The following is a 26,197-nucleotide window of genomic DNA, read 5'->3' as shown; positions in this document are numbered from 1 at the left end:
ATCCTTGTAGAGTTAAATTCTAAATACGATGAGGCCCTCTTCCGGCTCGGTTATCACGACATCCTTATCCTCGGTCGCCAATACGCAGTAATTACCGTCGGGCCGCGAATCGGGAAAGGTCAGGGTTACGGTGAACTCGCACCACACCCGCCCGTTGCGGCGAATATCGAATCGCGTTACCGTATTGCTCTTGTAGTAGCAATTATACTCCTCCAAAGTGTTGTCGTTGTATAATTTGCGTAATTCGGGTTTCAGCAGGGCGGTGAAAAGCGCATACCAGCGTTCCCAAAATTGAGCGATGCTATCGGCATAGATAAAGAGCTTCATCGCAACGTCTTTCGCCTTGTAGAAAACCGATTCTCCGTCATAGTCCACTCCGGGCCGATTGGTTACATCAATTTTCAGATTCTCGCGGACATTCGGGGCTTTCTGAATATTCCGATCCGTGCCGTCGAGGACATAGACCCCGAAGCGGGAAAAATCGACATCATCCATCTCGTAGCCGTTTTGCTTGAAGCCCGTCGGGGCTGTTGCATAGGGAGCTTGATTCAGCAGCGTATTGTACTCGTTCAGGCTCTCGATGTCCGTCTCATCGGTCGGATAGACGGGCGGAAAGTCATCGGCGAAATTCAGCGTGATTTTTCCGAGCTGGATTTTGGCGGACAATGCGGGATTGGTCAGAAGCCGCAGTTTGTAGGACTTGCCGAGTTCGGCGAAGTCGAAGATATGATATGCCCCATCGGAAAGCACCTCGAACAGATCGCTCGCGCTCAAAATATCGGTGATGCAAAACGGTATCGAGAATGTCTTGCTGTCGAGGATCGGATTAGAGAGATCTGTTTCCTCGCCGTCATATTCGGGCCATTCGGTGCTATTCAGTTTTTTGAATGACGGCATCTGTACGAGTGCCTTGTACCCGTACTGCTCTACGAAGATGCCGTATTCGCTGAACGCATCCAGTCCGTCTATGAACAGCTTGCCTACCATAGGATTTTCGCGTTGTCCTGAACGATGTAACTCACCTCGGAATCCTTATCCTTTTCGACCTTGACGACCGCATATCCCGATGCCGCGACGGAGGCTTTTGCTCCGCACATTAGGAATAGCCGATTTCCGGCGGTTTCGCGGTATTTCAGCTCGGCGGTGGTATCTCCTATCAAAAAGACTTTCCGAGCCTCCAAAAGCGAGATTTCGCCACTGTCGATATATACCCCGTATCGCTCCGGGTGGTACTTCTTGAATCGTCTGAATGTGGCGATGTTGGGGAAGTTGTAGGCCGTCATAAATTCGACCCCTCGCGGGGAGAACATCAGCCCGATCAACTCTTCCAATGTCTCGTCGCCTTTGAACATGTCGCAGGCTTCGAGTTTTGCGGCCATTTCATACTGCCCGCTATCGGCGCATTGGGCTTGGGCGGCATCTTTGGCCGCCCTCCATTCCCTCTGTATTCGTCTGATGAGTTCTTTCATTTAGCTGCGGAGTTTTAATCCTTTCCGGTCAATATCATCAACCGTGTTTTTGATGTCCTTGATATTCTTATCGACCCTATCGAGCTTGTCGTTGGCCTCGGAGGTATTCTTCTCAATGCCCGTCAGTTTGTCGAGGACGGCATTGCTCGTGCGATTCAGGTCATTCATGCCTTGTACGAGGGTATAGGTATGCCCCTGAATGGTCGTCAGGCGGGCGTTGTTCTCATCGACGCTATCCTGCGACGCGGTGGCGATCCCCTTGCTCATTCCCTCGCGCTCGGCATCTCCCGTGAAATAATTTTTAAGGCTATCGGACAGACCTTGATAGATCGCGTTGAACTCTTCTCCGACCTGATTGAGTTCTCCGGCAAATCCATTCATCGAACCGATCACGGCGTCGATGCCTTTGAACGAGCCGTCATTGCCGAACCATTCTTTTTTGTATCTGTCGAAAATGCCTCCGATACGCTCTTCCAAATACTTCTGTACGAGCATCCTTTGCAGAACATCGGCGACAATATCATTGACCTTTTTGCGCCATGCCTCCATCGCATCCTCTCCCTGCTTGGCCGCTTCGAAGAAAGCATCTCCGAGTTCCGAGGCAAGGTCGGCGGCGGTATAGCCGATGATGTCTTCCAGCATCTCGTTGATGATGGATGCCATCTCTTGGGCGATCTCCTGAATCTGTCGCTGCCACTCCTCGATCTTGCCGTGATCGGTCTTTTTCTTGCTTTGCTCCTCATTGATCTGTTTCTGAATGAGTATCTGCTGCTCTGCAAGGTTTTCGAGCTGCTTGCGGCTTTCGTCGTATCTCTTCCCTCCGAGGGCTTTATCGGCGGTATAGGCTACCTTTGCATACGCATCGGCAATCTTCTCGATGGATTTCTCATATACCTCGCTATCGTAGCGCATCCGGGCGATCATCCGTGTCCATGAGTTGCCGTACTGCTGTGATGTGAGATGCAGACGCAATACCTCCTGCGTGGTTTCGGCGTAGATGTCCCTCAATTTCTGCACGGCATCCCCGACATTATTCTGCAAGCGGACGGTATCGGCATTGTCGAGTTCCCATTGCAGTTGGTCGATGCGGCGTTGCAGGTTCTCGATTTCTTTCTGCTTGGAATCGTCATCGTTGAAGAGGTTGGCGATGGCCGTAGCGACCTGCAAAGCCGCCGAAATAACGGCGAGGATAACCGATGCTTTCTCGATGGTTGATATAGAGGCGGCTCCGGCTGCTGCTGCGGCCGTTGCACCCTGTGCCGTTGCATCAACGGTAGCTTCTACGCCCTCGGCGACGCCTTTGCCGACATCTCCGATGGCATCCATGACAGTCGATGCGGCATCCAATACCGCGTCAATAGTATCGAGGGCCTTGCCGATACCATTTGCGACATCATCGGAGAATATCGCCGCGAGGTTCTGCGCTTGGCCGCCGATCCCGGAAATCACGCCTCCGACAGCCCGCAGTTGCGTTGCGAAATTCTTGTAGGAAACGGTGATATTATTACGTGCGGATAATGCCCGCTGTTCAGCCTGCGAGTTGCGCTCCGTCGCTTCGGCAACGCGGAATTTCGCCAATTTCAGGTTTTCTTCGGCTTCGCGGTACTTATCGCTGTCCTCCGTGAGAGTACCCAAATCAATCTGCTCGCGGAGGGCCTGCTCGACGGCGAGAGCTTCGTTGTATTCCCGCTGCGCGGTCGTGATCCCATCCTGCGCGTCGTGCCATGCCTGCAATGCGGCGACGAACTCCGTTTTGGCGTTGCCTATGTCCTTGATCGACTTGTGCAGGGCGACAAAGGGGTTTCGAGAGGCGATTTCCTCCTCCATCTTGGTAATCGCTTCTTGATAGTCCTTGATCTCGGTTGCGCCCATCGAATCCTTGTTCGAGGCGAAATAAGCCTTGATCTTGTCGAGGTTGTATTGCAAGGTCGATAACGACTGTTTTCCGAGGTCGCCGAATACGCTCTCCCAGTTGATCGACTTTTTGAAATCCGCAGATTCCAATGCGGCAAACTCGGCGTTCATCTGCTTAATCGCGTTGTGCAGGTATTCGGTCGGCATAGTGGATAGTTTCTTCGCCCACTCCCGATTGAGTTTCTCGATCCTCTGCTCGACCGTGCCGTATTCGTCAATCAGCGCGTCGGTGTATTTCCTGCGGATTTCGGCCTTTTCCCGCTCTCCCTGCTCTGTGATGGCCGTTAATACGCGATTGAACTCCTCGGCGATTTTAGGGTCTTGGAGTAACTCCTTGACGTAATCGTCGATAGTCATCTTGCCGCGCTTGGAATTGGCCCATTTGACCTCCGTCGCGCCTTTCTGCGACATGTAATATTGCTTCTCGGCATCCTGCCTAACCTTGGCGAGTTGGCGCAACTGCTGACGCCACGCATTACGCTTGCGGACGGTATCGAGTTCTATCTGATTGAGTTCTTTGGACTGTCCCTCTGCCATCGCCTCAATCGTATAGTCGGCTATCTCGCTATGCGCATCCTTGATATACTGCTTGACCGCTTTCTTCCATTCCTCGATGGATTTCTTTTGCGTGAGAGCCGCCTTTTTCGGGTCGAACTTGTCTTTGGACGGGTCGATATGGAAATCGAGGTCGTTATCTTTTTTGAACTGAGATGCTTTTTCCTGTATCTCTCCCCATTGTTTTTTCCAGTTTTCGTATTCTTCCTGCGCTTCATTTATGGCCTTTTGCGCTGCACGATTATCTCCGCGCTTTCCACGCCACCACTTGTTGAAATCGCCGTTTTCGGCCTTTGCTCTGACCTCTTGGAGCTTGATATATGCTTCGGTCGTTTTTGTCAAAAGAGCTTGCGCCTGTGCTTCGAGCATGAGCATTTCGCAATACTTCTCGCCCTTTTGCTTTAAGACGGTTTTCCATTCGGCAAGGGTTTTATAGTAACCCATTGCCTCCCCGTATTTGGAGTTCAGCTCTTTGACAACTTCTTTCTCCTGCGCTTTTGTCCCCTTGAAGCTTTCGAGTTTGTTTTTGTAGTTCTCGATCTCCATAGAAGCCTTGATGTAGGCTTCGTTGCCTGCTTTGAGGATTTCTTGCTGCTCCTCGAATTTCTTATCGGCTTTCGATGACGCCTCAAACGCTTTCATCAGCCAATTCACGAGCGACCCCAAAAGAACGACCAATGCTCCGATGCCGGTAGAAATGAGCGCGGCCCGCAGACCTTTCATTGCTACGGACATGGCTTTTGTAGCGACGGTTCCGGCGGTCGTCGCGGCAGTCTGTGCCGTTGTCGATGCGGTATTCGCCACTTGTGCGGCCGTCCCTCCTGCGGTAGCTGTATTATTGGCCGTCTGCGCCGCAGTATCGGCGGCCGTCGCCGTTGCATTGGCTACCTGTGCTGCGGTATTGATCTCGGTCGCGGCGGTTTCGGCGGCCTGCTCGACGGCACTCTGTCCCGTGAGCTTGTTCCACCACTCTTTGAGACCATTCAAGGTAACGAGGGTGAATGCCGAATCTTTATTGAGGGTTTGCTGTATCTGCTGCAATCCGATGGTAATAGCCATGAGGGATTGCACCTTGACCATGATCTTTTGCAAATCCTCATTCTCGCCCGCGAAAAGCGACATCGTGCCCTGTGCTACGGAGAAAGCCCCTGCGACACCTGAAAGTCCCGAAATAAGACCCTGCATACCGCGCTGGTCATGGGCGAGGATCGTTGCCTGCGCCGTGGCGTCGGCCCATGCGTCGGTGAGTTTTCCCGCCTCTTCCTGCAAGGCGCGATACTGTGCCGTGCCGCGCTGTCCCGATGCCTCCATCATTACGAGTTCTTCCCGTAATTGCCTCAATCGGGTGCGGAGCGATACTTGGCTGTTGGCACTCTTTTCGGCGGCCGCGGCCTCTTTCTTCAACCGCTGTTCGGTCTGATAGAGTTCGTCGCCGACTTTCTCGGCCTCGGTAACGATTTTCTTGCGTAACGCTATATTCTCCTTGATCGCCGTCTGCTGCTGTTTGAGGGCATCGTATTCGGCCTGAATAGCGGGAGTTGCGGCCTGCCGTCCGAGATTCGAGATTTCGGAGCCGAGCTGCCGATATTGCTCCTCCAACGCCAATACGGACGAGCGGTTGGTGTCAATCACTCGGTCGAGTTCGGCGTATGCGGTGTCGATGGTGGAAAGGGATTGCGACGCATTTGTGACGACTTCGATATTCAAGGTCGGGACGTTGGCGAGCAGTTGAGAGATTTTGGAAGTCTCAACTTCAACATTGGAGGTCAATCCAGCGACTTTCCCCTCGATCTGCTCGATGCCGGCATCGAAGCCGGACATATCTATCGCCGTGCCGAAACTTAATGCGCCGTCGTCGTTTTTCATATTCTTACAATCTCCTCGTCATCTGTGAAATCCGTGAAATTTTCAGGGTTATTCGCGTCTTTACTGCCATCGTAAAGCGGCGCGTTGCCGTTCTCGCCTTTGTCGCCGGGCATCGGCATTGCACGGCTATACATGATCGCGTTTACATAACTGATGTCGTATAAAGCGTATTTCTCTGTTACTCCGAGCGTTCTTGCGATTCCGAGAACGGTAGCCCAAATGCTGTCGTTCAGCCTTTTACCACTTCCTTTGTCGGTTTGAGGATATTCGCCTCTGACAGGGAAGTGGTAATGGCGAAAAAACTGCTGATCTCCATGTCTTGAAGCCGTTGTACGACGACGTTGAACAGAACCGTCGGACGGACGTTCTCTAAAATGGCTTTGGCGAGTTCCGCCCGTTTGTCGATCTTGATTTTCTTCTTGCTCTTGCGCTTGATGAGACCGAACAAATAGCGTTTCTCCTGCACGACGACGCGCTCCTCGGTGAGGCTCTTCGCTCCGAGGATAAGCGTCGCCGCGATGTCGCCGAGAGGCCGGAAAAACCGCGCATGATGCAGTACGGAATTTACGATCTCGGTTTTCTCCACTTTCTCCACAATCGGGAGGGAGGCGATGAACTCCGAAACGACGATGAGCGTTGCGATAGACGGCGGCGCTATTTCGTAGGTGACACCCTCAATCTCGATATTCCCTACATTTCTTTCGAGTATGGCCGATGCGACGCGGCTTTCGATAGTAGTCTGTTCCATATTCTGAATAAAATTGCGGAGGGTGGAGGATTCGAACCTCCGAAGCCTGACGGCTTGCCTCGTTAGCGGTGAGGTGCATTCAGCCACTCTGCCAACCCTCCGGATTGCGGTTTCTCCTCCAACCGCAAAGGGCGTCTTTCCGCTTGTCAGCATCTTGCGATGTTATGCCCCTGCTTGCGCGGCCCAGTCTGCGGCCTTGACGCGGAACTTCTTGTAAAGCTCCCCGTCGGAGCAGGCGAGCACCTTGAACGTGAGATCGACATACGATCCTTCCTCCTCGGAGCTGCCCGGTCGGAACGAAACATGCGACCGACGAATCTTGATGCCGATAGCACCGATATTCTTGGGCGTGAGCTTCACGGAAAAGTCGTCCGATACGACGTTGGTCTTGACGGTCAGCTCGTCGCCGTCCTCCGAGACCTCTGCCCCGTTGAACATCTTTTCCTTGTCGAAGTCCATCTCCTTGACGCGGGTCGTCAGGGTAACGACCGGCTCGCCCTCCTCTTCGGCAACCACGATCCCGCCCGTTGCCGTTGCGGTCAGCGTTTCGCCGTCCTCGGTGGCAAGCGTCGTCGATTTGTCGTTGATCGTCCCTACATCGGTCAGAGTGGCGGCCATCGCCTCGTCGTCGCCGGTCTTGCCGACTTCGATTTTGCACTTCGACCACGACATGATGATTTTCTTTGCCATAATCCTATTCTGTTATGCGGTTAAACTTGATTCTTGCGTATATGAAATGCTGCTCTATTTCCTCGTTGCGCATCGTCGTCGGTGTCGTATCGGTTTCGAGCCAGTATTCCGTACCACCTGCGGTTTCTACGAATGCGAGAAGCAGCTCCTCCAACTTGCCGATGCGGTTCTTGTCGGGAACCATCCGGCCGTCGGCATGAGGTATATCGGGGACATAGAGATTGAAGATCACCACGCCCGTTTGTACCTGTTCATCAAGTCCTGCGAGGAACTTGACGATCAAATCCTCCGTCGTGGCATTGGCAGGGCGCATTTCGGGTCGGTAAACCTTTCCTTTGATGGCCTTTCCGAGGTCGCTATTCTTGACGAAAGAATAGAAATCCCGCTCAATCTGCATCTCCGTTTTTATCATCTCGCTATTCGATTAGACCGTTGAGTAATTTCTTGGCAAGCGATTCGGCTTTCAACTCGGCGGAGGTGAGAACGTCCTTGTGGTGGACTGCTTCGACATACGCGGCGTATTTCATGCCTGCGCAGACGATCAGAACCACGCCCCACGGAAATTTCGCTTGCAGACTTTGGAGCAATGCTTCGGCGGCGGGCGGGCCGGCTTCGCCGTTGCCATCCTTGCCGCTGTATTGCTTCGAGGCTCCCGTCACGACGGGCTTCCCGTCCACAAGCACCACATAGCCTATTGATGACCTCAAATTGCCGGTAATATCGTTGTAGCTGCCACTCTCGCGGGCGATTCGTATGCACTCCTCCCCGATGAAAGAGAGTTGCTTCACGAGCAAGGCGACGATGTCTTTCATCTTGGCCTGCAATCCGGCTTTCAGCTTGCGCATGTCCGTTTTGCTGACGATGACGCCCTTGTATTTGCCGTGAGTAGTAACGACTTTCGCCATATCACACTACGATTTGAGTTCTGCCTACGGTGGTGAGAGGTTCCGCATTCATCACGCGGTATTCTCCGAGATTTTCGCCCATCCTTTCGAGTTTCACTCGATTGTAGGGGAAAGGGATGCACTCAACGAGGATCGTAAACGAAGCCTGCCGAAATTCGCCGTCTTCGTAACGCCCTTTGCGGTTATCGCTGTTGGTCTTGATCGAACAGGGCAAAGGATCGCTCCAATCGGAACGGGCCTCTATCGGTTCGCCCCATTCGTCGATACCTCCCTCGGTGAGTATCTCGTAGCGTAATGTGCCGTTGTACCTCATATCACCATAGATGCGTGCCGTCCTCGATCACGCGCATATAGTCGGAAAGAACCTCATCCGCATCGAGGCCATAATGTCCGCACCAAATCGAAAGGCTCTGTTTGAGGGCTTCTTCGCTCATTACGGAGGTCGATACGCCGTTTTCGGAGCGGCTGTTTTCGACATATCCGATGACAAGGCGGGCGGCAACCCGAAAGATCATAGGGTCTTTCGGGGTCGCCTCGGCCTTTGCGTCGATGCCCTCGTTGAAAAGCGCAAATTCGATGGTCGCGTTATCAGGATAGAATGTGTTTGCTATCGCATTGCACAAACTCCTCGTTGCGGTAAGGTTATCCACGGCTACGACTGCGTTTTGAGGGTGTAGATGCCGTTCATTTCCGTAATCACGGGCAACGAGAGCGATTCGGCCTTGGTGAACTCAACGCCGTTGCTGCCCTGCGTTTCGCCCACGCCCCATTGCGAGACGCGGATACGCCCGTAGTTGGAGTACGCTACTCCGGCCTCCTGTTTCAGCTCGTTGTTCGCCCATGCGTTTTTGACGATGCCGAGCTTGCCGTCGGGAATGAAGACCATGTTCTTCTCATTCCACGGCGTATAGGGGACGCGGAGTTTGCCTTTCTGAATGCGAACCTGACGGCGGATAGGCTCGAAAACAGGGTAGCTGTTCTCCTGCATATAGGCGTTCAGGTCTTTCAGTTGCACGATCTTCGCAGATTTGTCGGTTCCCCAGATCATCTGCTTGATCTTCTTGCTGCGGCACATGTAGGAGATGCGCGACGGAGCGCAGAGGATTTTGCCGAATACGGTTTTGTCCTGTGCGGCGTCGATGATCCCCTGAATATCCTCGAAGCAGTCCACCGTGTCGATGTTGGTGTCTTTCCACTCGATGCGGGACGACGCGATGTTTTCGGAGGGCTGGTTGAAGTTGATCGTGCCGCGCACGCCACCTTCGGGGTTGATGTTGTCGTCGAGTTCGACGATACCCTCGTTCGAGAGCGGGCGCAGGAACAGGATGTCGAGCTTTGCGAGGACGGAGCTTACGACCGTCGTCGAGCTTCCCCACATCAGTTTGATGAGCTGCTCCGTCTTTGCCTTGTCGGGGAGCGACTTGCTGTCGAGGATTTGCAGAACCTTACGATAGTCCTGAATCGTCATCGGCAGCGTTACGGCATGATTGAGGATGCGCTCTTTCACAGTTTCCAACCCCTCCGTACCGAGGATAGCCTCTTTCGACTGGTCGCCGATGGTCGGGGCGGCTACCGTGATGTTGTACTGACCGATGATCTCCTCGAAGTCGAGGCCGATAGTCGGGGTGTCCCAGTCGAGGAAACGCTCGAAGATTACGTTGTCGAAAAGCTGCTTGTGCAGTTTCGAGGCGGCATCGAAGCGAGCCTGTACATGCTGCGTCAATGCGCCAAAGATTGAGCTATAAAGAATTTCTGGCATGATCGTTACTGTTTAATGAACAGAATGTTCGGGTTTGCTTTGAGGCATACCTTGCCGGGATTGATGAGCCAGTCTTCCAGCAAAGGGAAGTTCAGGCTCGGATAGAGGACTACCGCCTCGTATGCGGCATCAATCGTCGGGAGGCCCTTTCCGGTGAACTCCTTGGCCGCTCCGACAACCATGTTGGGCGTATAGCGAGGCGCGGCAGGGATGGGGTCGGAACCCGAACCGCCGCCTGTTTCGGCATATTCGGTTGCCTCTACGAGGATGTCGCCCTCGGCCAGCCCTGCGATGGCGGATGCGAACGTGATGACATCGTACTCGGCATTGGCCGTGTCGATGGATTTGATGATCGGGGATTTGTCGGTTACTCCGAGTTTCATTACTACGTCGCCTGCGACGAAGTAATGCCCTTTGACGACGCGGGGCGCGGTGGTCGTGCCTCCTTTGAGAACCTTGGCGGTCTTGCAAACGGCGGCACTCATCGCCTCGAAATCGACATAGATAGGAGTTCCCCGATGCAACACCGTTCCGACGGGGAAGTTCTGCACCGGCTTGAAGCCGCCCGGCAGAATCTTGCACTCGCCGCGCCAAATTTCGGGCGTGTGGCCCGATAGCTGCGTTTTCTTGAAATCAATAGCCATTGTTGCAATCAATTTAAGGGGTGAATGATTCGGAGCTGTTTACTTGTTGGGAAGACTTTCGGCCCAAGCCTTGGCGTCGGCTTCCATTGCCTCCTTGCTACTTCCCGTTTCATGCGCCTGCTCCTTGGGCATGAGGTTGTTGGTGACTAACTCCTGCTTGTAATCCGCCAACTCCTTATCGAGGTCTGCATCTTCTGCGAATGAGACTCGCTTCATCAGGTAGTCGGGAATTCCGAGCTTTTTAGCCTTTGCCGAGATTTCGGCCTGTCGCGTAGTTTTTGCCTTTTCCGCTTTGAGAGCGGCGTTCTCGGTTTCGAGATCGGTCAACTTCTTTTGGAAAGGCTTGAACCATTCGGGGGCCTCATCATCGTTTCCGCCCTCATCTTCGCCCTCGTCGTTGGATTGCGGTTTCTTTGATTGCGGTTTCGGACGTTGCGTCTTCCTCGTGATCTCCCCCTGCATTGCCTTTGCATAGGGCACGAGCGAATCCACTTTCGCGGCGATGTCTTCGTCCGAGGCATCGTCGGCAAGACCCTCCGCCCCGATCTCTACGAGGTCGTCGAGTGCCTTGTCAGTCAGTCCCATATCCTTGCATTTTTCGGATAAGAGCTTGCGAAATTTCTTTTTCATAGTCGAAAAAAATTGTTAAAACGTATCGTTACGGACAAAGGTAATGAAAAATATCTATTAGGTATCTAAAATTTCAACAAAAATTATCTGTGTGGTTATGATATAGTTATCCGTAAATACACGTTTTTGACTGATTTTGAGCGCACTTTTTCTGCGAAAAAAGTTGCTTACTATAATAGTTGGCTATATATTTGCATCATCAAACAGATACTTAATAAGTAATAAATAACGACCAAAATTTATAATAGGCTATGACACGAGAAGAGTTTACCGAAAGAGTTGGCTTGAATGTATCGGACGGAATTTTTGAGGTATGGAACGGGGTGTATATGTCCTCGGATAAGGACAAGGACGAGTTCTGCAAACCATTCGCCACCAAGAAAGGGCATCTCGATCTTTCCCGGTCAATGGTGATCGAAATCGCCGAATTGAAGAAAAAGATCAGAGTGCAAAAAGAGAGCTATGATCGGCAGGTAGAACTCGCAACGTCCTATCAGGATAAGTATTACGCGGAAAAGGCCAAGCACGATGAGTTTTACAAGAAATATGCGGAAGAGTGCGAAAAGCGATACGCTCTCGAAAGAAAGCTCGAACAGATAATGAACCTAATCAACGCATAATCATGGATAAAGCAAGACAGGCCAAGGCGGAAAGCCTGCATGAATGGAAGTCCCAAATGGCGGACTTCCTCCTCGAAAGAGCGCAGAAATTCGGCGACATTACCCTCCATATCAAAGCGGCCGATTTGATCGGCATGAAAGAGCTGATCCGCCGGAAAATCATCAAGGGCCTGCCCTTGTGGGAGGTTGATAGGGTTTGGTTGAAAAATAATCTCAAATAATCGTAAGTATGGAAAAGATCAAAATTAAGCATGTAGGATTCGATTCATGGGATCGGGAGGTATTCCAAACGCAGAAAGGGACGTATGTCGTGGATATAAGTTTGGACTATTCGCATCAGAATATGAGGCTCTGCACGAAGAACAACAACGAGTTCGACGGGGAACCGGACACGGCCCTCAAAACCGACGCATTCGAGATCGTCGATGATTTCGAGGCCGAGCAATAATCGCAAACCTTAAAAATTCAACGCAACAATGGCAAATTCAATCAATGTAAACGGATGCTCCGTCTGCCAGCCGGGACGAGAGAACTACACGAGTTTCACGGTCAAAATCGGCCGGAAAACGGTCAAAAGATGGCAATACGACTACCGCACGGAGAGCGGCGAACTATTCTCCTGTGTCGGGGAATCCCTCGATAACTGCCGTGCAAAGCGGGATTTATGGCTCTCTCAAAAGCAGTAGGATCATGGCAACGAAAAAGGCTATAAAGACCTACGAGGTTGAGGTTTCTATGACGTGGTCGCAGTCCTATACGGTCAAAGCCAAGACGGCGGCCGAAGCGCGACGCAAAGCATGGGAGAAATTCAAACGGCGTCCTCCGAAATCCTGCTTTACGCTCATGGAGGACAGAATCGACGAATAATAATCAACGCAACAGATATGGAAGAGAAAGATATTAAGACGGTCAAGACCACGCGGGGCGAACTCCGATACTATCGGGATTGGGGTAATTACGACGGGGGTGTTGTAATGCTGAACGCTCAAACTATCGACCGCTACAAGGCGATCAAGAATGAGCATCCCGACGCGGATAAATGTGGGGTTTTCTTCGCTTTTAGCCGAGAACAGTTCGCCGAGGGATACAAGCGTTTGGTAGAACTCGGACACATCAAAGACGGCGATAAAATATGCCAAGATAAGGACACGGGAGCTTTCGGTACAAAGGACGGACTTGCGGCATTCTTCAAGTTCTACGATGATAGCCGGGCGGCTATCCCGAAAGAATGCGATCCGCAGGAGGTTTATTTCTACGAATACAATAACCACGAGTGCATGATCGCATGGGATGGTGATAAAGAAGCCTATGACCTTATCGTTGGGTATTGGGGCGAAGAGGTGGCAAAAACGATTGAACGATTATAAATTAAAATTCAACGCATTATGGAAACGACATTGAACAACAAATTTTTCGACTTCGAGAAAGCAAAGGTGCAGACCCTCTCCCTCGATCAACTGGCGCGAACCCACAAGGAGAACGACATCTACGGCAAGCCGCTACGGGGCATTTACCACTATGATTTGCTGAATCAGATTATCGGCATGTGCAACGCGCAGAATTATGATGTCGAGGTTTACGACCTCTTTGCAGCGCAGAATAAAGACCGCAATACTCCGGGTGTCGTCCTCTTGCCGCAGGTAGAGGCCCAATACGGAGAGCGGGCCGTCGAAGCGCATATCCTCCGTCGGGTATTCGCCAACATTCGCATCACGAATTTCGATGATGCAGATCATACGACCAATCTTGCCGTCGCATTTCATCAGAAAGGAATACAGGTCGGATTCGGCAATATGGTGATGATCTGCCACAACCAATGTATGCTCTGCGCGGATCAATATATCTCGACCTATTCGGAGAAAGGACAGGGACGGGGCAATGGCGTAACGATTCCCGAAATCCTCGACATCGTGAAGTCATGGATCGTCGATGCCCGCCGAATCGTCGTTACCGAGCGGGAGAAGATCGAGCGGATGAAGCAAATCCCTATCGACGCGCAGCAGATGTTTACGTTGATCGGGATGCTGACCGCCCTCCGCGTTAAATGCGATACTCATATCGCAGAAATCAGGGAGAACCGCACCTATCCGCTCAATCAGTCGCAAATCTCGCGGCTTACCGAGGATATGATGTATCGCTACTATCAGAACGGCAAGGTCACGGTATGGGATTTATACAACGGCGCAACGGAGTTGTATAAAGCCGATACGATGGATATTCCGGCCCTTTTGCCGCAGAACAGGGCGATGGTCGGGTTCTTGTCGGAGCAATTCGGAATTTAGCCATGTATCTCGATGCAACGTGCGAGGGTCTCCCGTCTTCAAAATGGGAGGCCCTTATGAAAGGTGCAAGGAGGGTCAGTTATAGGATGCTGGTATCGCGCGTCAAAAGCGAAATTCCGGAGTTGTATCGTGCGTTGGCTTTGAACCTATACAATCCGTGGGCGGATCAATGCAGGCAGACCGCCACGCATTTTATCCTCGTGCATTCGGCGATAGAGTATTTTATCCACAAATAGGGTGCAACGATGTTTGATGCGGGTATTGTCCTGAATATCGGTCTTATATATCGACGGGGTGCAATGGGTACAGCAACGACCCCTGCAACGACGGGTGCAACGATCCCTGCACAGAAGATAAGAATATATAGATATATTAAAAAGATAGAGGGGAAGTTTTTTCGATGCAAAATTATAGGATCAACCATCGGGCAAGACCCTCGTAAATTCATCCTTTGAAAAAGAAAAAAGTTCCGCGAAAAAAGAAAAATGAAAATGCCGCCAATTTTCGAATATCTGCGGTCGGGTCGGTAGATTGATCGATTCTTGCGCGAAAGCGTGGCAGAACGCCGGAAAAGCGGTAAATTTGCACAAGTATTGGATTATGGAAGCAAAGAAGATAGTGCATTTGCAGTTCAAGGAGCCGTACAACGGCGAAACCGACTTCTACTTCGGTTCCCTGAAAGCGATCTACGATACCGTTCCTATCGGGGCGGTCGGCATCACATACAAGTCCCTCACGAATGCGACGAGGGGCAGAAGCGAATACGAGAACAAGAAAGTCCTCATCCGCATCGGGCAAATCCAGCGCAAGACGAGAGGACGGTCATTAAAATCGGAGTGCGATGGATAGCATGGTATATCGGCTGACCTATGTTGCGGATTCATACGATCTCGTTACGCATCTGTATTTCGTCGATAGAGCGAAAGCGGAGGCTATGTATCGTGAAAAGCTGGCAAAGGTTTCATTTTACCGAAATGGCTATATCTACCTGCATACGATGAAAGAAAATGCCGACGGGGTGCTGGATATAGACGAAGTGATAGATTCTAAAAATTTTTGATATGATAGGTGCGATAATTGGTGACATAGTAGGCTCTCGATTCGAGTTCAACAATACGCGGGATGGAAATTTCGCGCTGTTTTCCCCGGAGTGCAGCTTTACCGACGACACGATTTGCACGGTGGCGGTAGCCGATGCGATACTGCGCGGAGAGGACTATCGGACGAGCATCCTGCGCTGGTGCAGGAAATACCCTAATCCGATGGGTGCATACGGGGCGTCTTTCGCCTTGTGGCTCAATTCTCCCGATCCCCAGCCGTATAACAGTTTCGGTAATGGCGCGGCGATGCGGGTCAGCCCTGTCGCCTATGCGTTCGATACGGAGCAGGAGGTGATTCGGCAGGCGATGGAAACGGCGAAGATCACGCATGACCATCCCGACGGAATCATCGGGGCGATGGTGGTTGCACGGGCGATTTACCTGATGCGGAGTTGCGATCCTTTCTGCGATGTTTTGGCCCTCAATCAGGCCCTCGAAATGGTTGGGATGTTCTACGGTGCGGACTGGGAGCATCACCTCATTCCGAGGGGTAAGTTCGACGAAACGTGTCAGGGGTGCGTTCCGCTGGCCTTTCATATCATCAAAGAGAGCGATTCATTCGAGGACGCAATCCGCAAGGCCATTCTCTACGGCGGTGATAGCGATACGTTCGGAGCTATCGTCGGATCGCTCGCAAAGGCCCGTTTCGGTGTCAATCTTACGACCATAGAGGCCGCGATGAGCTACCTGCCGGAAGATATGCGGAATGTTATTAAGAAATTTTATGCAACGTACTGATGAAAGAATCCGATTTACTGCAATACTGCCGCTATTATAAGGGCGAGCGGGAGAACCCATACGAGGGGAAAGATCAAAACAAAATGATGCTTTGGCTTTACGAGCGGACATGGGTTCACGACACTATGGCGGTCATTGCAAGAGGCGATGTGAATGCCTCTGAAAGTCGAAATCTCGACGAATATACTGCGGTCGGATTGGCAGAGTTCGAGAATGCGGACGGAGTGCCGATTACCTTGAAATCCCTGCTGTTTAATCGCTATGCACAGGGCAATATGTCGTCGATGATGGATTGTGTCGAGCCGTTCAAGAAATTCTACAAGCGATACTACAAGTAAGGGAGCGCAATCGCGCTCCCTTTGTTTATTTGAGCTGTCCGATCATTTGCAGATAGATCGTTCTGCCTTGCCTTTTGAGAACTCGGAATTGGCTGCCTCGCTGTCCGATCCACTCCTTTTCCGATCTTACCGATTCGACCGATTCTCCGTCCCATATTTCGCCGTCATACTCGAATTTGTTATAGTCGGTATAATGAGAAAACGGTTCGGCATAAACGCCTTTTGCTCCTTTGGGAACCACGATCACCAAATTGTATGAATCGCTGAATCCTCCTGACCTATGGATTGCCGTCGAGAGGAACCCTTTATCAACGAATATATCCCCAACTTTCAGATCTCCGAGGCCATAGCCGAGTTCGTTGATCTCGAAGCTGCCGACGCCGCGTCTGACGACGGTATTTTGAGGCATGGAGAACTTTTCAAGTGCCCTCGTTAGGATAGGCAGGTCGTGTTCAAACTCATCGTTGCCTCGTGCCCCGTAATAGGTCTGTCCTCGCAGCGGCTCATTCAGATAGCTGTAAGTCTGCGTGTACTTTGTCAGGATGATCCGCTCCTCTTTCGTCAGGCTCTTCCATATGCTTCCGGTCATGGAGCGCAATCGGGCATCTGCATCATCGAATGTCTCGGATTCATATTGGTCGAGAAGTCGATTTATCTCCGCCTTGCTGATATTTGGCAAGGTGAGAGACTTGATGACCTTTTTCGCGTCGCGCCGTGCCTGCTCCATCTCGCGTTTTTGCTTCTCGGCGACTGCGAGTGAAACCTTTTGCTTGATAACAGCAATATCCTCGTCGTTGGCGATGGCATGCTTTGCATCGGCAAGGAGCTTTGCGACATTGAGGCTCTTCGGATGCGCTTCGGCCCATTGCTCGACAAGCGCGACATCTGCCATCGCTTGTTTGAGCGAAATCTTATAATTGACGGCGTTAAGCTCCTTGATGTATGCCTCCTGCGATACTTTCCATGTCGGGTACTTTTCCTGAACGCCTTTCATGTTGCCGCCGAGGAAGTCGAAAGCCTCGAAATGCAGCTTTTTCGCCTGCTGTTCGAGGGATAGGCCCGACCAGCTCTCGATCTTCGATTTGACGGCATTATACACCCCATGCAGTTGATCCATCGTGAACTGCTTATGCCATGAGTGAGCATTGGGGATGATGTCGGCGAGAGCCTGCTCCGCTTTCTTGGCGGCGAGGATGGCTTGCGCCACTTTCTTGGTCTCGGTCTGCATGGCCGACAGATCGCCCGCGTCGATATACTTTTGCAGGGCGGAGTAATCGACCTCGCCATAATCCCCGGCGACTTTGGCGATGTTATTCGCCGCCGTCTTGATTTGCTGGTGCTTCTTCTGACGTTCGGCCCACGCATTACGGATCGCCGCCTCCTGTTCTGGCGTTCGGGCCTCATGGCGTAATGCCGCCTTTTCCGCGATTGTAAGCTCTTTCGGCTTCGGGTCGAGTATCTGGTCGATAGCCGCCGAGTTATTGCGAATGAAGTAGGGTTCCGTGCCTCTATCGCGGGATGCAAGGATATTCTCCTTGTTATCCCGTACCCAATCCTTGAAATTAGCCGGATATTCGGAGATCTGCTTGCCTCGCGGGGTGTATTTCTCGCCTTTGAGAAATGCCTCCGTAACTTTCGCCATCTCGTCCTCGTCGATCAGGATAGGCGTTGCAAAGCAGAAGCATTGCACATGCCAGCCGTCGAATACGAAATCCTTTGGGTAGTCGCCTGCCAGCTTGTCGCAGATGTCTTTCTTCGGGTGATTCTTCGATAGCTGGATGCGCTGACCGAGGACGAAATCCATCTGCTGCCACCGCTCATTGTCGGCGCGGCGGTAGGCGATGTTTGTCTCTGACCTCGCAACGCGCATGGCATTCTTGGCCGAGGATTTGTAAACGCCCGATCCGGTTTTGTAGTCGCTACGGTCGTAGTCGATCCATCGGTATTTGCCCGTTTTCTCGTCCTTGATGCGCTTTTTCCACTTCCGCCCGTAGATAGGCTTGCCCTGCTCGTCTTCGCCTTTCTTGAAGCGGAAACGGCGGAACATCAGGTCGGGGTCGTTCAGGTATTGCCGGACTTTGCGGGATATGGATTGCGCCGAATCTCCCTCGCCGATGGCGACGGTCATGGCGATCTCCATTTCATCGCGGAGCTGCTGAACCGACTGCCATATCCGTTTTGAGAGATTGAGGCCGTTCTCCGTTCTGTTGGTGAAAGCATTCATCGCCGCCATATTGCGGTTGTTCCATGCGCTGAACTCCGGACTGGATAATACCTCTTTCCCAAAACATGAGGAAATGAGTTTATCGCATGCGTCGTTGGCCTTTTCCCATTCGAGCGTGATCCCCTTTTTGATAGCTGTCGTAGTCGTCGAATGCAGTTGCCGGAGCAATGCCTCGACTTTCTTTTGGATTCGCATATTATCCCCGTCGAAAGAGTACATGACCCCCTCGTCCAGCGTCGGTACGGATTTATTGAGAGCGAGGATTTCATTCACCGTTGCGGCGAATAGCTGCCTCACTTTCTCGGCGTAAGCCTCCGTGCGCTGGATGCGCTTGATGGTTTCCGCTTTCGGGTCGGGAGAATATGCCTTTTTTGCCATTTGCTACCTACTTCTTCTGCTTCTGTTGCTGCTTTTTCTTCGGATCATCTTCATCTCCGTTTTCATTATCGTCGGGGGCGTCGTCGCCATCCGATGCGGATTGCGGGCCTGCACCCTCGATGTCGCCGAATATCTGTTGCTGCTTCTGCGCCCGTTCCTCCTCTTCGGCTTTCAGACGCTCCATTTCGAGCTTCTTATCCTTGACGAGAGGGTTCAGTTCTACGCCGGTTTCGGTTGCCATGATACCGCCGTCGAGGCTCTTGATGATATTTTCGAGGGCTTCCGCGATGTCGTCCCCGAACGGTTCTTGGAACTCATGCCCGATTTTCAGATTGTCGCATTCAGATTTCAGACTTACGTCGAGGACGTTGCTGATGATCGACGTAATGAGCGAAGAGGTGCGCGATAATAGCTCGTCGTGGGTTTCCTTGTGCTTGGCCGCCTTGATGTCGGCAAGCAACATCACCGTCCGCAGGGCCTTTCCCGACAGATTGCTCAACGATTTCAGCGTATCGAGTGAGATATTCGGGGTGAACGACTTGGAAAGGATATGATTCTGCAACCATTCGATTTCCTGCTTCTTGCTTTCCGGCGCACTATCCCATGTCAGGTACTTCGCCGCCTTGTCCACGCCCTCGGAATCGTTCGTTACGAGCAGTTTCGCCGCCTCTTTCTTCTCCGGCAGGTTCTTGATGAGGTCGGCGGCCATGATAGCGATAGGATCGGCGAAATAGTCGTTTGTATCGGCAGAGCGCGATCCGATCAATTCCTCACGATGGATAAGCGGCTCGACGCCTTTCCACTCTTTGTCCTGCTGGAAGAGGATGATCGGAATCTTGCCTATGAAATTCGTCTCCTCGACGACCTCCCATCCGATGCTCTTCCGCGTGCAGCGGTAGATGATGTTCGGGGTGTAGATGTCGAAGTGATAGACGAGGCTGTTTTCCTGTTCCCGTACATAGTAGCCCCATGCTACGGAAATCAGATTCTCGTATTGATCCCAGCGCGTGTAAATCTCATCTCCCTTGCTCTTGGCGAGCACTCGAATCTGAACGTCCGGCGCGTCGTTCGCATCGCGGAAAACGCGGAAAAGCATCGCACTTTCGGTCTCTGATCCGGCGATACGCTTGCATTGGCGGAGTTTGCTGTTGAAGTGAGTGTGCTCGATGACATCCTGAAATTTTTGGAACGCCCGATCTGTCCCTGTGGATTGCTGCGTCCATTTCACCGGACGACCATAGAGGAATACGAGGGCGATTTCATTGATGTAAACCTGATAGGGGATCGGCAGCTTCCATACCGGCTCGAACCGGATGAAATTCCCCTTTTTGTCGGTGATGATCTTGTCCTCCCGCTTCATGATTTCATGGGAGGTTACTTCATACTCTTTGAGCGCGGCAATCGCCATATCCATACGGTTGCCCATGCGCTCCTTGACCGCCGAAATGTCTTTGGCGGCCAATAGTTTCTCAAACTCCTGATTTCGTCCTACAAGAGCATTGAGATAGTTGCGAAACAAATCAAATAGCATCATATCCTTAAATTATTGGTTTACATACCTAAACTCGACTTACTCAATACGTCGTAGTCTATATCGTCGTCCTCATCGTACAGGTCGTTTATCGCATATCCGAGAATATCGACGAACTCGTCGTGCGGCTGGCTCGGAAATCCGCATACTTCATCGAGAAAATCGTCGTTCCATGATCCCTCGACGATGAACACCCGCCCGCACTCCACGCGCGGCGAAACGGCCCGCAATCGCACCTCCTTATCATCGGTCGGCGTGGGCGTCCGCTTGACATTGAGGGTCGAGATTTCTTGAAGCATCTGCACCACGCTCTCGCCGTTGGCTTTCGGCTCGACATGAAGTTTGCTCTCGGAGTTGCCGTCATGCGCTGCGATGTATTGAGGCAGGAACCGCAACAGGTCGGGCATCTCTTTATACACTTTCTGCGCGTCGATCAGATAGATGTAATTCCTGATCCGGCAGGCCGCCAGTACGCCGCTGGGGTCGTTGTCTTGGCCCTTTTTCTTCTTGTTATAGGCCGTATCGAGGTAGAAGTGTATCGGCTCGTTGAAGCGCAGCGACCGGAACTCGGCAAGCGGAATCGTGCGGAACCAATCCCTTTTCACGATATTGCCGCCCTCGATGGTCGGGTGCTGCTGATACAGGGCATTGAACTCACGCGGGGCGCGGGCTTTCTGCTTCTGCAACTTGTCGATGGAGTGGCGCGACGGCCATAGTGCGTCGCCGATATGCCGTTCGCTCAATCCTCCGTCGTACTCCTGTTCGCAGATCGCGGGGATGGCGAGTACCGTCCACTCCTGCGGCTCGGCTTTGAGGATGCGTCCGGCGAGGTCGTCCTCATGCCATCGCGTCATGATGAAGAGCTGCCGCGAATTGTTGTGCAGACGGGTCGAAAGGACGGTGTTATACCAATCCCACACCCTCTGTCGGTAAGTGATGGAATTTGCCTCGTTCGCATCTTTCACCGGGTCGTCGATGATCGCAATATCGACGGGTGTACCTGTCAAAGAACCTCCTACGCCGACCGCCTTGTAAAATCCTCGATGTCCTACCATCTCGAAGAGATCGACATTCCTCAAATAACCCCGCGAATCCGTGCGGATATTCGAGCCGTTGAGATAGGTTTCGGGGAATATCGCCTGATACTCCTTGCTGTCTATCGTTCGCTGAATCGAGCGCGAAAACTGCTGCGCGAGGTCGGAGGAGTAGGAGCATCCGACGATTTTCAGGTCGGGGTTTTGTCCGAGTGCCCATGCGGGGAAATTGCGGGAGATGATTTCCGACTTTCCGTGCTGCGGGGGCATGAAAACCATCAGGTTTTTGATCTTGCCCTCCAACAGCATTTGGCAATGATCCGCGATGAGCTTATGGAACCACTCTAACTCGTATTTCGGATTACTATAACCGAGGAAACGCGAAAAGGAGGTCGGAGCTTCGAGTTTCAATTTCTCGCGCTTCAACCTCATCAACTGTTCGCGTACCTCGATTGTAGATGATCTCATTATTTATCCGCCTTATCCTCAAACTTTTCAAGTCGTGCGATTTCTGCATTGATCTCATCGAGTGTCATCGGTTTTTCGTCGTCCTTTTTGAGCGTTACATCGTTGCGCTGCCTGTTCTGATAGTGTTCGGGGTCAAGGTTCGTCAGGAGGAAAATAGCGGCCCCGATATTCGGCTGCACATGGATTTTCTTCCTCTTCATCTTGAACGGGGTCGGCTGTCCGTCCGCTCCGACGCGGAACTCCTGCTCGGTTTCCTCATGCTCATACCCTTTGGCGGCTTTGGATAGCGAGATGGCGAGATCATGGGTGAGGTTCTGCTTGAAAACCTCCTTTGCCCGCTCGATGGCCTCTTTGAACTGCGGCTTGCCTTTCATCCACAGGCGGTAGGTCTTTTCGTCGATCCCCATCTCGCGGACAAACTCTTTCAGTTTCGCCCCGCCGTAGTCGATCAGGCCATGAGCGGCTACCCATGCCTCGCACTCCTCGATTTTGGCCGCATTGTATTTAGCCATTGCTGTTCAGGTCTATGAGTTTGTAAAATTCCTTGCGTAGGTCGGAGTTTAGGTTGAAGACGCCCGTAAAATGCGCTACGGACATCTTGCCGTCATTCCGCACTCCTCGCATCGTCTTGCACAGGTGTTGCCCTTTCATCACGATAGCGAAGCCGAGAGCCTCGTTGTTCAGGGCCTCGGAAAGCATCTGCACGATGTCCCGCGCCAGCCGCTCCTGCAACTGCAAGCGGGCGGCGCAATAGCCGACCACGCGGGCGACTTTGCTGATGCCGAGGATGCGTCCTTTCGGGCTGGGAATGTAGGCGAAGTAATACCGGCCGAAGAACGGCAGGATATGATGCTCGCACATCGAATAGTAGTCGCCGCAGTCGAATACAATATCCGACATGCCCTCCTCATTGGCGAATGTGGTGATCTTCGGCTTCTGCTTCGGATCGTAGCCTCGGAATATCTCTTTCCACATCCGCATAATGCGGTCGGGAGTACCGATCAGGCCCTCGCGGTCGGGGTCTTCCCCGATGGCGCGGATGAGCGTTTTCAGCGCACCGATAATATCTTCTGCGTTTGGAGTGATAGCTTCCATTTCGGGTGTGATTTGATGTAGTTGATAGTTGCCGCGAGGTTTTCCGCGTTCCGTGCCTCGTCCTTGAAATCGCAGGGCTGCAAGTAGTACTCTTTGGCCTCGATGCCGTCGTATGCCGTCATATCCTGACCTTGATATACGACTTTCAGCTCGTCGATGCGTTGGAGCCGAAGCTCGGCATGAGGGCAAAAGTCGAATTTCGGCGAGCAGGTGATCCAATCGACGGGGAGATAGCATTTGATCGGGATCGTGCCGTTGGTTTCCACCTGTACGAACTTGCCCGCTCCGTTGCGTAGTCGATGGATCAGCGATTGCGTGATCTGCAACATCGGTTCTCCTCCTGTAATCACGACGTGCGAGGTCGGAAAATCGGCGATTTGCCGCATGATCTCCTCTTCGGTGAGGTCTTGGTAGGGCTGATGCTCCGTATCGCAGAAATCGCATCGGAGATTGCATCCAGCAAGGCGAATAAAGATCGCCGGAGTGCCGGTATAGCGGCCCTCGCCTTGAATCGAGTAGAAAATTTCGTTTACTCTCATAGTGCGCCCTCCTCGTCTTTGCTGGTGTCCGAGACATAGATTGCGACGTTGCCCTCGCTTTCCTGCACCGTCGCCTTGTAGCATTCGGGAATCTGCTCGACGATCCATCGGGCAATGTTCTCGGCCGTCGGATTGAACGGCAGCAGCTTGTTGAAGTTACCGTGATCGAGGTAGCCGTGAATCTTGTCCTTGATCCGCTTGAAATCGCAGACCATTCCGTCGGCATTCAGTTTTTTTGCCTTGCAGAACACCGTTACGACCCAATTATGGCCGTGTAACTGCTGGCATTGGCTTTTGTAGGAGAGGGTCAGCCGATGGCTTCCCGCGATCTCCATTCTTTTTGAAACGTAATACATTGCTATACTTCTTGATATTTGCGAGTTAAGAGGTAGAAAAACGGCGTGTCGCATAGAGCCAACCCCGCTTTGAGCAGGTATTGCCCGATGACCATGCCGAGGACGAGCATCATGCCGCCCTCCTGCATGAACCATCCGAGACCGATGCCGAATGCGATTGAGATGTAAATCGCCGTGTCGATGATCTGCGAGGTCAGGGTCGATGCGTTGTTCCATATCCACCGCCGTTTGGGATTGCCGCAGAACCGTCCTCGTATCTTGTGGAATATCCATACGTCCCAACTTTGGGAGCATAGATAGGCGACCAGCGATCCGAATACGAATATCGGCGTCTGACCGAGCAGCATCCGATAGGCCCGTTGCATCTCCTCGTCGTAGGCTGGCAGATACATCGTCAGGATAATCAGGGCGAGGGCGACAAGTTGGGCTATAAAGCCCCTGATAACGGCCTTGTTCGCCTCTTTTTTGCCCCAAATCTCCCCGATGACATCCGTACAGAGGAAAGTCATGGCATAGGTCAGAGCCGCGCCCGGAATAAGGACGGGAACCCCGCCGATATGGATGCCGGTATCGAGTACCTTGCTCGTAACGACGTTCGCCACGATCAGGCACACGACAAACACGACATTCAGCGTGATGAGATTGGCGTCATTCCGTTTCATACTCCGTCGTATCTTCGATTCCGGCATCTCGGAGGGCTTCCTTGCGCTCGACGCATGTCCCGCACTTGCCGCAATGCTTTTCGCCGCCCTTGTAACAGGAGTAGGTCGTGGAGTAGTCGAGACCGAGCCGTTTGCCGATGCGGGCGATGTCGGATTTGCTGATACCGGTATAGGGGGCGGATATGCCGACATGCTCATAGGTTCCGAATCGCATTGCCGCCGCCATCGTCCGAATGAACTCCGAGCGACAGTCGGGATAGATGGCATGGTCGCCACCGTGATTGGCGATGAGTACCTTGCTCAACTTCCGGCTTTCGGCGAGACCACAGGCAACGGAGAGCATGATGCCATTGCGGAACGGCACGACGGTCGATTTCATGTTTTCGGCCTCATAGTGTCCCTCCGGCACGGCGTCCGCGCCCTCCAAAAGCGAGGATTTGAAATACTGACCGATGAATGCAAGCGGGATGATGATGTGTTCGATGCCGAGCTGCTGGCAATGCCGCGCGGCGCACTCGGCCTCGCGCTTATTGTGGTTGCTCCCATAGTCGAACGTTACGGCCAATGCGATTTCCTCGACCTTTTCATGCAGGAGGGTGATGCTATCCATGCCTCCCGATACGATGATGACAGAATCTTTCATATCCTTGTTGCTTTTTAAGTAAGAATCGGAATTACAGGAATTTTTCGGCGTATCGGCTGAGCTTGACCCACTCGTTGAAGTTGTTTACCGCGCCCTCTCTCGATTTGAGCCTGCATCCCTCTTTGCTCATCTGCTCCATCAATCCGGTGCGCGGGTTGAACTTGCAGATGTAGCCGCCGCGATTGCCGTAGAGCCATGCGGTGCTATCGACCGAATCGAACCGATACTTTTGCAGGTTGGCGACGGTGGTATATCCCAGCCCGTGAATTTTCGCCTTGTGCTTGTGGGCGGTGTTGATGAACCACGGAAACGCCGTTTCATAGACTTTACGGGGGATTTCTTTGGTTACAATGCCTCCGATGGCGACATAGGGGTATTCCTCGCACATCTTGACGAAATACTCCTTGCCTCGGTTCTTGTGCCATACGGGGATCGGCTTCTTGCCCGTCATCCTTTCGAGTTTGTGCCGCAACCGCTCGACTTCCGCCAACCCGACGACGCTGTCAATATCCAGCTCGAAAAAGAGCTTTACGTCGAAGCGGTTGATGAAGTCGGCATACTCCGATACATAGGCATCCCAATCGCAGCCGCCTTTGTGGGAACCGGCCATGAACGTATATGCCCCGCTATCGAGCAGGAATGACCCGAAATGCTTGACGAGAGGCATGAAATCCTCGTTTTTCCGCAGGTAGTAGTAGCTTTCGAGGACATTGATACCTGATAGGGTGCTATCCCCGTCCCCGACGAAGAAGTCCGCTCCGTAGATGGATTCCCGCATTATTTTGTCCTTGTCGCCCGCGAGAAAGCTGTTCATCGCTTCGATGACTTCTTTGCGGCTGTTGGGCGATGCACAGTAAACTTTCATAACCTTTTGCCAAAATTCGCGGAGGTTGCCTGAAATTCCTCCGGCAAGAAATATCCTCATAGCATCCTTGTTAATCTCTTTAAGAGGTATTCTATTCAAATACTCTGAAATACAGGTCGTTAAATACCCCCCCCCGAATTTTCC

The 26,197-nt window shown here is 52.3% G+C and carries 33 protein-coding genes and 1 tRNA gene; 11 read left to right on the top strand and 23 right to left on the bottom strand.

Features of this window, described 5'->3' with window-relative positions; all coding sequences use genetic code 11:
- Positions 1-12: 12 nt before the first annotated feature.
- The 13 genes from DWW03_RS01345 to DWW03_RS01285 form a co-directional block, all read right to left on the bottom strand.
- On the bottom strand, positions 13-987 hold the full coding sequence (locus DWW03_RS01345) for a hypothetical protein (RefSeq protein WP_004328677.1): 975 nt from the start codon (positions 985-987) through the stop codon (positions 13-15).
- Positions 981-1,469, bottom strand: a complete 489-nt coding sequence (locus tag DWW03_RS01340) for a hypothetical protein (protein WP_004328678.1) — start codon at positions 1,467-1,469, stop codon at positions 981-983. Before DWW03_RS01340 ends, DWW03_RS01345 begins: the two co-directional genes overlap by 7 nt.
- The gene (locus DWW03_RS01335; protein WP_118406150.1) at positions 1,470-5,804 is read right to left on the bottom strand and encodes a hypothetical protein; all 4,335 of its coding nucleotides are present in this window, start codon (positions 5,802-5,804) and stop codon (positions 1,470-1,472) included.
- 229 nt (positions 5,805-6,033) lie between these two features.
- Positions 6,034-6,552, bottom strand: coding sequence for a hypothetical protein (locus DWW03_RS01330; protein WP_040293228.1), 519 nt, complete (start codon positions 6,550-6,552; stop codon positions 6,034-6,036).
- A 16-nt stretch (positions 6,553-6,568) separates the two neighbouring features.
- A tRNA-Ser gene (locus DWW03_RS01325) sits at positions 6,569-6,653 on the bottom strand.
- A 61-nt stretch (positions 6,654-6,714) separates the two neighbouring features.
- Positions 6,715-7,242, bottom strand: a complete 528-nt coding sequence (locus DWW03_RS01320) for a hypothetical protein (protein ID WP_004328681.1) — start codon at positions 7,240-7,242, stop codon at positions 6,715-6,717.
- Between the two features lie 4 nt (positions 7,243-7,246).
- A complete protein-coding gene (locus tag DWW03_RS01315) occupies positions 7,247-7,654 on the bottom strand; it encodes a hypothetical protein (protein WP_004328682.1) in 408 nt (135 codons plus the stop codon).
- Positions 7,655-7,658: 4 nt separating this feature from the next.
- Positions 7,659-8,147, bottom strand: coding sequence for a hypothetical protein (locus DWW03_RS01310; protein WP_118406149.1), 489 nt, complete (start codon positions 8,145-8,147; stop codon positions 7,659-7,661).
- A gap of 1 nt (position 8,148) precedes the next feature.
- Positions 8,149-8,460, bottom strand: coding sequence for a hypothetical protein (locus DWW03_RS01305; RefSeq protein ID WP_118406148.1), 312 nt, complete (start codon positions 8,458-8,460; stop codon positions 8,149-8,151).
- A 1-nt stretch (position 8,461) separates the two neighbouring features.
- Positions 8,462-8,797: a hypothetical protein gene (locus DWW03_RS01300; protein ID WP_118406147.1), complete on the bottom strand. Its 336-nt coding sequence runs from the start codon at positions 8,795-8,797 to the stop codon at positions 8,462-8,464.
- Positions 8,798-8,799: 2 nt separating this feature from the next.
- Positions 8,800-9,870: a major capsid protein E gene (locus DWW03_RS01295; protein WP_259301964.1), complete on the bottom strand. Its 1,071-nt coding sequence runs from the start codon at positions 9,868-9,870 to the stop codon at positions 8,800-8,802.
- Positions 9,871-9,911: 41 nt separating this feature from the next.
- Positions 9,912-10,550: a hypothetical protein gene (locus tag DWW03_RS01290; RefSeq protein ID WP_118406145.1), complete on the bottom strand. Its 639-nt coding sequence runs from the start codon at positions 10,548-10,550 to the stop codon at positions 9,912-9,914.
- A 39-nt stretch (positions 10,551-10,589) separates the two neighbouring features.
- The gene (locus DWW03_RS01285; RefSeq protein WP_118406144.1) at positions 10,590-11,180 is read right to left on the bottom strand and encodes a hypothetical protein; all 591 of its coding nucleotides are present in this window, start codon (positions 11,178-11,180) and stop codon (positions 10,590-10,592) included.
- Between the two features lie 251 nt (positions 11,181-11,431).
- Between DWW03_RS01285 and DWW03_RS01280 the strand changes: the two genes are divergently transcribed.
- The 11 genes from DWW03_RS01280 (at position 11,432) to DWW03_RS01230 (ending at position 16,258) form a co-directional block, all read left to right on the top strand.
- On the top strand, positions 11,432-11,800 hold the full coding sequence (locus DWW03_RS01280) for a hypothetical protein (protein WP_004328689.1): 369 nt from the start codon (positions 11,432-11,434) through the stop codon (positions 11,798-11,800).
- A gap of 2 nt (positions 11,801-11,802) precedes the next feature.
- Positions 11,803-12,021: a hypothetical protein gene (locus DWW03_RS01275; protein ID WP_118406143.1), complete on the top strand. Its 219-nt coding sequence runs from the start codon at positions 11,803-11,805 to the stop codon at positions 12,019-12,021.
- 8 nt (positions 12,022-12,029) lie between these two features.
- Complete coding sequence (locus tag DWW03_RS01270; protein WP_004328691.1) at positions 12,030-12,248, top strand: hypothetical protein; 219 nt, start codon at positions 12,030-12,032, stop codon at positions 12,246-12,248.
- A 28-nt stretch (positions 12,249-12,276) separates the two neighbouring features.
- On the top strand, positions 12,277-12,486 hold the full coding sequence (locus tag DWW03_RS01265; RefSeq protein ID WP_118406142.1) for a DUF3873 family protein: 210 nt from the start codon (positions 12,277-12,279) through the stop codon (positions 12,484-12,486).
- 4 nt (positions 12,487-12,490) lie between these two features.
- On the top strand, positions 12,491-12,667 hold the full coding sequence (locus DWW03_RS16505) for a hypothetical protein (RefSeq protein ID WP_181989590.1): 177 nt from the start codon (positions 12,491-12,493) through the stop codon (positions 12,665-12,667).
- A gap of 17 nt (positions 12,668-12,684) precedes the next feature.
- On the top strand, positions 12,685-13,167 hold the full coding sequence (locus DWW03_RS01260) for a hypothetical protein (protein ID WP_118406141.1): 483 nt from the start codon (positions 12,685-12,687) through the stop codon (positions 13,165-13,167).
- A gap of 18 nt (positions 13,168-13,185) precedes the next feature.
- Positions 13,186-14,082, top strand: coding sequence for a hypothetical protein (locus DWW03_RS01255; protein ID WP_004328695.1), 897 nt, complete (start codon positions 13,186-13,188; stop codon positions 14,080-14,082).
- A gap of 600 nt (positions 14,083-14,682) precedes the next feature.
- Positions 14,683-14,931 carry a hypothetical protein gene (locus DWW03_RS01245; protein ID WP_040293474.1) on the top strand — a complete coding sequence of 83 codons (249 nt, stop codon included), beginning with the start codon at positions 14,683-14,685 and terminating at the stop codon, positions 14,929-14,931.
- On the top strand, positions 14,924-15,142 hold the full coding sequence (locus DWW03_RS01240; RefSeq protein ID WP_118406139.1) for a hypothetical protein: 219 nt from the start codon (positions 14,924-14,926) through the stop codon (positions 15,140-15,142). The genes DWW03_RS01245 and DWW03_RS01240 overlap by 8 nt, the downstream gene beginning before the upstream one ends.
- A 1-nt stretch (position 15,143) precedes the next feature.
- A complete protein-coding gene (locus DWW03_RS01235; RefSeq protein ID WP_118406138.1) occupies positions 15,144-15,920 on the top strand; it encodes an ADP-ribosylglycohydrolase family protein in 777 nt (258 codons plus the stop codon).
- Positions 15,920-16,258 (top strand): hypothetical protein, encoded by a 339-nt coding sequence (locus tag DWW03_RS01230; RefSeq protein WP_118406137.1) that lies wholly within the window; start codon positions 15,920-15,922, stop codon positions 16,256-16,258. The genes DWW03_RS01235 and DWW03_RS01230 overlap by 1 nt, the downstream gene beginning before the upstream one ends.
- A 25-nt stretch (positions 16,259-16,283) precedes the next feature.
- Here DWW03_RS01230 and DWW03_RS01225 read toward each other — a convergent pair whose 3' ends face one another.
- The 10 genes from DWW03_RS01225 to DWW03_RS01180 are packed head-to-tail and all read right to left on the bottom strand — an operon-like array spanning position 16,284 to position 26,053.
- A complete protein-coding gene (locus DWW03_RS01225; RefSeq protein ID WP_118406136.1) occupies positions 16,284-18,860 on the bottom strand; it encodes an ADP-ribosyltransferase in 2,577 nt (858 codons plus the stop codon).
- A 7-nt stretch (positions 18,861-18,867) separates the two neighbouring features.
- A complete protein-coding gene (locus tag DWW03_RS01220) occupies positions 18,868-20,394 on the bottom strand; it encodes a phage portal protein (protein ID WP_118406135.1) in 1,527 nt (508 codons plus the stop codon).
- A 17-nt stretch (positions 20,395-20,411) separates the two neighbouring features.
- The gene (gene terL / locus DWW03_RS01215; RefSeq protein WP_118406134.1) at positions 20,412-21,893 is read right to left on the bottom strand and encodes a phage terminase large subunit; all 1,482 of its coding nucleotides are present in this window, start codon (positions 21,891-21,893) and stop codon (positions 20,412-20,414) included.
- Complete coding sequence (locus DWW03_RS01210) at positions 21,893-22,405, bottom strand: hypothetical protein (protein WP_118406133.1); 513 nt, start codon at positions 22,403-22,405, stop codon at positions 21,893-21,895. Before DWW03_RS01210 ends, terL begins: the two co-directional genes overlap by 1 nt.
- Positions 22,398-22,988 carry a GTP cyclohydrolase I gene (folE, locus tag DWW03_RS01205; RefSeq protein ID WP_118406132.1) on the bottom strand — a complete coding sequence of 197 codons (591 nt, stop codon included), beginning with the start codon at positions 22,986-22,988 and terminating at the stop codon, positions 22,398-22,400. Before folE ends, DWW03_RS01210 begins: the two co-directional genes overlap by 8 nt.
- Positions 22,943-23,527: a 7-carboxy-7-deazaguanine synthase QueE gene (locus tag DWW03_RS01200; protein ID WP_004328711.1), complete on the bottom strand. Its 585-nt coding sequence runs from the start codon at positions 23,525-23,527 to the stop codon at positions 22,943-22,945. The genes folE and DWW03_RS01200 overlap by 46 nt, the downstream gene beginning before the upstream one ends.
- Positions 23,524-23,883, bottom strand: a complete 360-nt coding sequence (locus tag DWW03_RS01195; protein WP_040293230.1) for a 6-pyruvoyl trahydropterin synthase family protein — start codon at positions 23,881-23,883, stop codon at positions 23,524-23,526. Before DWW03_RS01195 ends, DWW03_RS01200 begins: the two co-directional genes overlap by 4 nt.
- A gap of 2 nt (positions 23,884-23,885) precedes the next feature.
- Positions 23,886-24,545, bottom strand: coding sequence for a queuosine precursor transporter (locus DWW03_RS01190; RefSeq protein ID WP_118406131.1), 660 nt, complete (start codon positions 24,543-24,545; stop codon positions 23,886-23,888).
- Positions 24,532-25,188 carry a 7-cyano-7-deazaguanine synthase QueC gene (queC, locus tag DWW03_RS01185; RefSeq protein WP_118406130.1) on the bottom strand — a complete coding sequence of 219 codons (657 nt, stop codon included), beginning with the start codon at positions 25,186-25,188 and terminating at the stop codon, positions 24,532-24,534. The genes DWW03_RS01190 and queC overlap by 14 nt, the downstream gene beginning before the upstream one ends.
- 31 nt (positions 25,189-25,219) lie before the next feature.
- The gene (locus tag DWW03_RS01180; protein WP_118406129.1) at positions 25,220-26,053 is read right to left on the bottom strand and encodes a hypothetical protein; all 834 of its coding nucleotides are present in this window, start codon (positions 26,051-26,053) and stop codon (positions 25,220-25,222) included.
- Between the last annotated feature and the right edge of the window lie 144 nt (positions 26,054-26,197).

It is taken from the genome of Alistipes sp. AF14-19 (genome assembly GCF_003461645.1).
Taxonomy (GTDB): Bacteria; Bacteroidota; Bacteroidia; order Bacteroidales; family Rikenellaceae; genus Alistipes; species Alistipes shahii.
Note: the sequence above shows the minus strand (reverse complement) of the source record. Positions and strands in the feature narration are given on the sequence as shown.